The 7,186-nt window shown below is 72.1% G+C and carries 7 protein-coding genes; 4 read left to right on the top strand and 3 right to left on the bottom strand.

All coding sequences use genetic code 11. The features are described 5' to 3' along the window. Window positions 1-366: 366 nt before the first annotated feature. Complete coding sequence (locus ACWEVS_RS16070) at window positions 367-1,767, bottom strand: aminotransferase-like domain-containing protein (RefSeq protein ID WP_452552066.1); 1,401 nt, start codon at window positions 1,765-1,767, stop codon at window positions 367-369. A gap of 60 nt (window positions 1,768-1,827) precedes the next feature. On the opposite strand from ACWEVS_RS16070, the gene ACWEVS_RS16065 reads away from it, so the two are divergent. Next, entirely contained in the window at window positions 1,828-3,009 is a 1,182-nt protein-coding gene (locus tag ACWEVS_RS16065) for a trans-sulfuration enzyme family protein (RefSeq protein ID WP_449916270.1), read from the top strand. A 118-nt stretch (window positions 3,010-3,127) separates the two neighbouring features. Here the strand turns inward: ACWEVS_RS16065 and ACWEVS_RS16060 are convergent, their stop codons facing one another. Further along, on the bottom strand, window positions 3,128-3,433 hold the full coding sequence (locus ACWEVS_RS16060) for a hypothetical protein (RefSeq protein ID WP_449916267.1): 306 nt from the start codon (window positions 3,431-3,433) through the stop codon (window positions 3,128-3,130). A 67-nt stretch (window positions 3,434-3,500) separates the two neighbouring features. Between ACWEVS_RS16060 and ACWEVS_RS16055 the strand changes: the two genes are divergently transcribed. Together ACWEVS_RS16055 and ACWEVS_RS16050 are read left to right on the top strand one after the other, a co-directional pair. Then, entirely contained in the window at window positions 3,501-3,797 is a 297-nt protein-coding gene (locus ACWEVS_RS16055) for an ArsR/SmtB family transcription factor (RefSeq protein WP_449916265.1), read from the top strand. Continuing rightward, entirely contained in the window at window positions 3,797-4,714 is a 918-nt protein-coding gene (locus tag ACWEVS_RS16050; protein WP_449916262.1) for a threonine/serine dehydratase, read from the top strand. Before ACWEVS_RS16055 ends, ACWEVS_RS16050 begins: the two co-directional genes overlap by 1 nt. A gap of 301 nt (window positions 4,715-5,015) precedes the next feature. On the opposite strand, the gene panB is transcribed toward ACWEVS_RS16050, so the two are convergent. Next, window positions 5,016-5,840, bottom strand: coding sequence for a 3-methyl-2-oxobutanoate hydroxymethyltransferase (gene panB / locus ACWEVS_RS16045; RefSeq protein WP_354912940.1), 825 nt, complete (start codon window positions 5,838-5,840; stop codon window positions 5,016-5,018). A 124-nt stretch (window positions 5,841-5,964) separates the two neighbouring features. Between panB and ACWEVS_RS16040 the strand changes: the two genes are divergently transcribed. Then, window positions 5,965-7,179 carry an MFS transporter gene (locus ACWEVS_RS16040; RefSeq protein ID WP_449916259.1) on the top strand — a complete coding sequence of 405 codons (1,215 nt, stop codon included), beginning with the start codon at window positions 5,965-5,967 and terminating at the stop codon, window positions 7,177-7,179. Window positions 7,180-7,186: the final 7 nt, after the last annotated feature.

Genomic DNA, 7,186 nt, shown 5'->3' with positions numbered 1-7,186 from the left:
CTCGGCCTCCCGCCTCTCGTGCGCTCGCCCCTCGTGACGGGGCCTGGGATCACGCCGGTCCTCGGATGACCGGGCTCGGCGTCACACCGGCCCTCGCGTGAGCGGCGCTCGTCCACACTGGCCTTCGTGTGAGCGGCGCTCGTCCACACCGGCACTCGCCTGACCCCATCCGGAAAACGGTCCTTCGGCAACCGGATCCCCTGCAACCGGCCCCTGTGACCGGCTCCTGAGATCGGTTCTCCGGCAGGCGGCTCTCGGGTAACCGGCGCTCCGGTGACCGGACCTTCTGGAAACGGGCCTTGAGTGACCGGTCTTTCTGCGACGGGTCCCTGGGACTCGCCCACGGCCGCGAGCGCGCGGGCAGGGTCAGACGATCAGCGTGTGGCGGGACGCGGTGTGGCGGGCTCCGTCGTAGGCGTCCCACGCCTTCACGAGCGCGTCGACCGCCGCCGTCAGCTCCTCCTTCGGGAACAGGAAGTGCAGCCGCATGTGGTCGGCATGCCCGCCCGCCGGGTCGAACGACCGGCCGGGCGGGATCGCCACCCCGTGCCGCAGCGCCACCTGGGCGAAGGTGTCGGCGTCGCCACGGGGCAGGCGGACCCAGATCGTCTGCCCGCCGAGCGCCGGGGCGAACTCCCACGACGGCAGCTTGGCCCGCAGCTCGCCCAGGAGGTGGTCGTGCTGCGCGCGCAGCACCGCGACGCGCGCCTGCCGTACCTCGTCGAGCCTGCGCAGCACCGCGACCGCCGCCAGCTGGGACAGCACGTCGCCCCCGAGGTCGTGGATGGCGCGGAGCCTGGCCAGCCGGGCGGCCAGCGGGGCGGCGGCGCGGATCCAGCCGACGCGCAGCCCGCCCCACACGAGCTTGCTCAGTGACGCGATGGTGACGACCTGCTCGCCCGGGGTGAAGGCGGCGAGCGGGGGCGGGGTGTCGCCCGCGAAGCACAGCTCGGCGCAGACCTCGTCGTCGATGAGCGGGACGTCGTGCGCCGCGGCCGAGACGGCCAGCCTTCCGCGCTCCGCCGTATCCATGATCGCGCCGGTGGGGTTGCTGGCCGTGGGCGTGACGTAGATCAGGGCGGGCCGGCCGCCCGCGTCGACGCCCGCCCGGACGACCGCGGCGGCGTGCCTGAACACCTCCAGCGCGCCCGGATAGGTGGGCGTCTCGGTCTGGACGGTGTCACCGGGGTTGACCAGCAGGCCGGTGAGCAGGGTCAGCGCCTGCTGCGCGCCGGTGGTGACGATGACCTGGCCGGCGTCGGTGGGCAGGCCGCGCCCGGTGTAGTAGGCGGCTATCGCGGCACGGAGGGCGGGATGCCCGGCGGGGTGGTAGCCGAGGTCGCGCCGGGGCAGCATCGACACGGCCTCGCCGAAGGCCTCGGCCAGCAACGGCGGTGGCTCGTCGGGCGCGGCGCAGGTCAGCAGCGTGACCCCGTCCGGCGGGTGGAGGATGTGCGACAGCAGCGGGTTGGAGCCCACCTCGTTGGTGGCGCGTGTGGCGGGCAGGTCGGCGCTGGCCACACGGGTGCCGCTGCCTCTGCGCCTGACGACGCGCCCCTCCTGCTGGAGCAGGTCGTAGGCGGCGACCACGGTGCCCCTCGCCACCGCCAGCCCCCCGGCGAGCACCCGGTCGGGCGGTAGCGGAGCCCCGGGCGGCAGCAGCCCGTCATCGATGAGATCGCGCAGCCGGGCGGCGAGCAGCAGGTAGAGCGGGCCGCGTCCGGACGCCCACCGGCCGAGGAGATCCGCGAGATTGGCCTCATCCATGGACCAATTATGGATGATTGGCTCTGACATCCCGCCGTCAGAACGGCGATCCTTGTCGGTATGAGCCAACTGCGTCCCGAGACCCGTGCCGTCCACCTGCCCAAGCCCGTGATCAGCGGAAGCGTGCCGATCACCGTGCCGATCTACCAGACGTCCGGGTTCGTGTTCGACGACCCCGAGGTCTTCGCCGACGGCATGGGCAGGCCCGACGGAGCCTTCGTGTACGGCAGGCTCTCCAACCCCACGGTGCGCTCGCTGGAGGAGGCCGTCGCCGGTCTGGAGGGTGGCGTCGCGGCCGTCGCCACCGCCTCGGGCATGGGCGCGATCAACTCGGTCCTGCTCGGCCTGCTCAAGCCCGGCGACCACCTGATCGCCCAGAAGGCGCTGTACGGCGGGACAGCCGCGATGATCAACGACATGGTGGCCCGCTTCGGCATCTCCGTCACCTACGTCGCCGAGGACGACCCCGCGGCCCTGCGCGCGGCCGTACGGCCCGAGACCAAGCTCGTCTACCTGGAGACCATCGCCAACCCGGTCTGCCAGGTCGCCGACCTGCCCGCGATGTGCGCGGCGGCCAAGGACCTCGGCCTGCTGTCCGTCGTCGACAACACCTTCGCCTCGCCCGTGCTCTGCCGTCCTCTCGAGCACGGCGCGGACATCGTGATCCACTCGACCACGAAGTACCTGTCGGGGCACACCGACGTGATCGGCGGCATCGCCGTCTTCGCCGACGAGGAACTTCACCGCACGGTGTGGCACTTCGCGATCGAACTGGGCTCGACCCCCGACCCGTTCGCCGCGTGGCTGACCCTGCGTGGCATGCAGACGCTGCCGCTGCGGATGGAGCGCCACTGCGCCAACACCCGCGTGCTGGCCACCAGGCTCGCCGAGCACCCCGCCGTCAGCGCCGTGCACTGGCCCGGCCTGCCCTCGCACCCGTCGCACGACGTGGCCGTCAAGCTGCTGCCCGAGTTCGGGGGCGTGTTCTCGTTCGACCTCGCGGGTGGCCGGGCGGCCGGCGAGAGGTTCATGGCGGCGTTGCGGCTGGCGCTGCTCGCGCCCTCGCTCGGCGGCGTGGAGACGCTGGTGTTGCACCCGGCCACGACCTCGCACAGGTCGCTGAGCGCGGAGGAACTGGGACGGCACGGCATCTCCGAGGGCACGGTGCGGGTGGCGGTCGGGATCGAGCACGCCGAGGACCTCTGGGCCGACTTCGCCCAGGCCCTGGACGCGGCCCGCTGAGACGGCGGCTTCGGGCGGATCGGAAGTGAACTCGCGGAGAGGGGCGGCTTCGGGCGGACCGACGGGTTTCACGGCGGCGGGGCTGTCCCGGCCGAAGGCGAGGTCTCCGCACCCTGGCTCAGGCGGAGCCCACCAGGTACGCCTCGCGGACCCAGGCCGCGAACTCCTCGTCGAGGTCCTCGCAGTGGCGCAGGTGGAACCGGTGCACGTAGAGACGGTCGGTGTAGCGCGTGGCCCCGCCGAAGCGGCGGTCGTGGACGATCCGGCGCAGGCCGAGATAGCCGGTCAGGCCGTGGGCAGTGGTGCGGGCTCCGGCGAAGTCACGGCGCCCGCGGAAGGTCATCGAGGTGGCGGACCTGACGCAGGTCACGGGACCACAGGATTCCACCAGTTCGACGAAGCGTTCGCGCAGGTTCGATTCCATGTTCGGAAAGCTACTCGAGGGCGCCGACGATTTGACGTGACGCTTAGGCGTTGAGGAAACTTCCTCAGTGCTGCCGACTCTCCGGGCGCTCGCCAGCGAGCCGAGGTTGCTGATCCTCGACTGGCTCAAGGACCCCGTCGCCCATTTCCCGCCGCAGGTCGACGGCGATCTGATGGAGGACGGCGTCTGTTCGATCTTCATCGCGACCAAGCTCGGCATGACACAGCCGAGCGCCTCGGCGCACCTGAAGATCCTGGAAAGGGCAGGGCTGATCCGGGGCACGAAGATCAAGCAGTGGGTCTTCTACCGGCGCGACGAGGCACGGATAGCCGAGCTGAAGCGAACGATCGAGCGGGAGCTGTGATGGCGGTTTCGTATGACGACGTGCTGGCGGCGGCGGACAGGATCAGGGGTCGCGTGCTGCGGACCCCGGTCGTCGAGGTCGGCGAAGGGCTGTTCCTCAAACTGGAGACGCTGCAGCACTCCGGCTCCTTCAAGGTGCGGGGGGCGTTCAACAGGATGCTGTCGGCCACCGTGCCGGACGCGGGCGTGATCGCCGCCAGCGGCGGCAACCACGGGCTCGCGGTGGCCTACGCGGCCAGGGCCCTCGGGCTGCGGGCCGAGATCTTCGTACCTGAGGTCTCCAGTCCCGTGAAGGTGGCGGGGCTGCGGGCGCTCGGCGCCGACGTCACGCAGACGGGGGCGATCTACTCCGAGGCCGCGGAGGCGGCGGCCAAACGAGCGGCCGAGACCGGCGCGCTCGAGGTGCACGCCTACGATCACCCCGACGTGGTCGCGGGGCAGGGCACGCTCGGGCTCGAACTGATGGAGCAGACGGGCGGCGTGGACACGATCCTGATCGCGGTCGGCGGCGGCGGTTTCGTGGCAGGCGTCACCGTAGGCTCGGGCGCGTCCCAGGGCGCGCCGGTGGTCGTCGCGGTCGAGCCCGAGCGCTGCCCCACGCTTCACGAGGCGCTGAAGGAGGGACGGCCCGTCCCCGTCGCCGTGAGCGGGGTAGCGGCCGACGCGCTGGGCGCCAGCCGCCTCGGCGACGTGGCCTACGGCATCGTCGAGCGGGCGGGCGTCAGGAGCCTGCTGGTGTCCGACGACGCGATCGAGGCCGCGCGGCGTACGTTGTGGGCGGAGTACAGGATCGCCGCCGAGCACGCCGGTGCGACCGCGTACGCGGCGTTGCTGTCCGGCGCCTACGAGCGGGCGCCCGGTGAGCGGGTCGCGGTCGTGCTGTGCGGGTCCAACACCGACCCCGCCACCCTCGGGTAGCTTGTCGGGCCCGTCCGACCCGGCAGCCGGGGACGGGTCTGTGCTGCCGGTCGATTCGGCACCCGGGGTGTCGCGTGAAGGTGGAATCAGCGTCCGGGATGCGGAAGGTGGCACCGGCGTCCGGGGCGCGGAAGGTGGCATCGGCGTCCGGGGTGCGGCGGGCGTCCGGTCGGGTGTGGATCCGGGAGGGCCGCAGGGGAGCCGGAGAACTGTGCTGTTCCTCGGGGGAAGCCGGAGGGCTGGGCTGTTCCTCGGGGAGGCGGGCCGGTCGCATGTTCGGGGCCGGCCCGCCTTCACCGCGTCAGCTGTAGGCGTGTTCGGCCGCAGGGAACACTCCCGCGGCCACCTCGGTGGCGAAGGAGCGGACCGCCCTGTCCATCTCCGCGCCCAGATCCGAGTACGTCTTGACGAACTTGGCCGGCTTCGCCGTCAGACCCATCAGGTCCTGCCAGACCAGCACCTGCGCGTCCGTGCCGACCCCCGCCCCGATGCCGATCGTCGGGATGGCCAGCGACGTGGTGACCCGCTCGGCCAGTTCGGCCGGCACGCACTCCAGCACCACCGCGAAGGCCCCCGCCTGCTCCAGGGCCTTGGCGTCGGCCATGAGCTCGTCGCCCGCCTGGCCGCGGCCCTGCACCCGGTAGCCGCCGAAGGCGTTGACCGACTGGGGTGTCAGCCCGAGGTGCGCCATGACCGGCACGCCCGCCGAGACCAGGTGTTCGACCTGCGGCAGGACCCTGCGTCCGCCCTCCAGCTTGACGGCGTGCGCTCCGGCTTCCTTCATGAAGCGCGCCGCCGACTCCAGCGCCTGCGCGGGGGAGGACTGGTAGGAGCCGAACGGCAGGTCGGCCACGACCAGCGCCCGCGAGGAGCCGCGCACCACGGCCGCGGTCAGCGGCAGCAGGTCGTCGACGGAGACGGGGAGCGTGGAGTCGTAGCCGTAGACGACCATCGCCGCCGAGTCGCCGACGAGCAGGACGGGGATGCCCGCCTCGTCGAACACGCGGGCCGTCATCGCGTCGTAGGCGGTCAGCATCGGCCACTTCTCGCCGCGCTCCTTGGCCGCCGCGAGGTCGCGGACGGTGACCCTGCGCCCGAGAGCGCCGCCGTACAGGGAAGAGGACATGGGTGTAACCCTCCTGAGCCGTCTCGAGTCGCCCCAGTGGCGTACCCGGACCTCTCCGATGATGACATGCGGCCCGAAGTGTCGGTGCCTGACGAGAGAATGGGGCCGGAGGTAAGCAATAAAAATGGCAATCGAACCTTACCGGCGTCTGCTCGCGATCCCCGGTGTCCGTACGTTGTTGCTGGTCGGCATGCTGGCCAGGATCCCCGCCACGGCGACCGCCATGGCGTTGACGCTGCATGTCGTGAACGGCTTGAAATTCGGGTTCGCCGAGGCGGGCGTGGTCGCCATGGCCAGCACCGTGGGCATGGCCGTCGGCTCGCCGCTGTCGGGAAGGTTCGTCGACAGGCACGGGCTGCGTCCGGTGCTGGCCGTCACGACGGTCGCCCAGGTGGCGTTCTGGTCGACGGCGTGGCTGCTGCCGTTCGCGGTGCTGGTGCCGGCGGCGGGCGTGGCCGGGTTGCTGGCCCTGCCGATCTTCAGCGTGATCCGGCAGTGCCTGGCCGCGATGGTTCCCGTCGAGCAGCGCAGGATGGGCTTCTCGCTCGACTCCATCATGGTCGAGCTGTCGTACATGACCGGTCCCGCGCTGGCCGTCGCCGGCATCACCACGCTGGGCAGCACGTGGACGATGTCGCTGATCGCCGCCGGGCTGGCGTGCGCGGGCACGGGGCTCCTGGTGCTGAACCCGCCCATCAGGTCCGAGGCGGAGCTGGAGGCGGCGCAGGAGAAGGTCTCGCGTCGCCAGTGGCTGACCCCCTCGCTCGTCGCGCTGCTCGGCACGGTCACCGCGGCCACGTTCGTCCTCACCGCCACCGAGCTGTCGCTGGTGGCCACGATCGAGCACGCCGGCCAGACCCGGTGGATCGGTCTGGCCGTGGCCGTCTGGTGCGTCTACTCGCTCATCGGCGGTTTCGTGTACGGCGGGCTGCCCCGCGGCTTCCCCACCCTCCTGCTGACCGGCCTGATGGGCGCGCTCACCATCCCCGTCGGTCTGGTCGGCGGTGACTGGCGGTGGCTGGTGGTGGCGCTGCTGCCCGCCGGCGTGCTGTGCGCGCCCGCCCTGTCGTCGTCGGTCGACACCCTCAGCAGGTGGACCCCCGCGGCGGCTCGCGGCGAGGCCATGGGCCTGCACGGCACCGCCCTGCTGATCGGCGGTGCCGCGTCGGCGCCGATCGCCGGAGCCGTCATCGACGCCCACGGACCCAGCTGGGCGTTCGCCCTGGCGGGGCTGGTGGCCGTGGTGATGGTGCTGGTGGCGCTGCCGTTCTGGAAGCGGACGCCGCAGCCGGAGACGGCCGCCGAGCGGGAGCCGGAGCCCGAGCGCGTGCACGCGTGACTCCCGT

It is taken from the genome of Nonomuraea sp. NPDC003754 (assembly GCF_053605785.1).
Note: the sequence above shows the minus strand (reverse complement) of the source record. Positions and strands in the feature narration are given on the sequence as shown.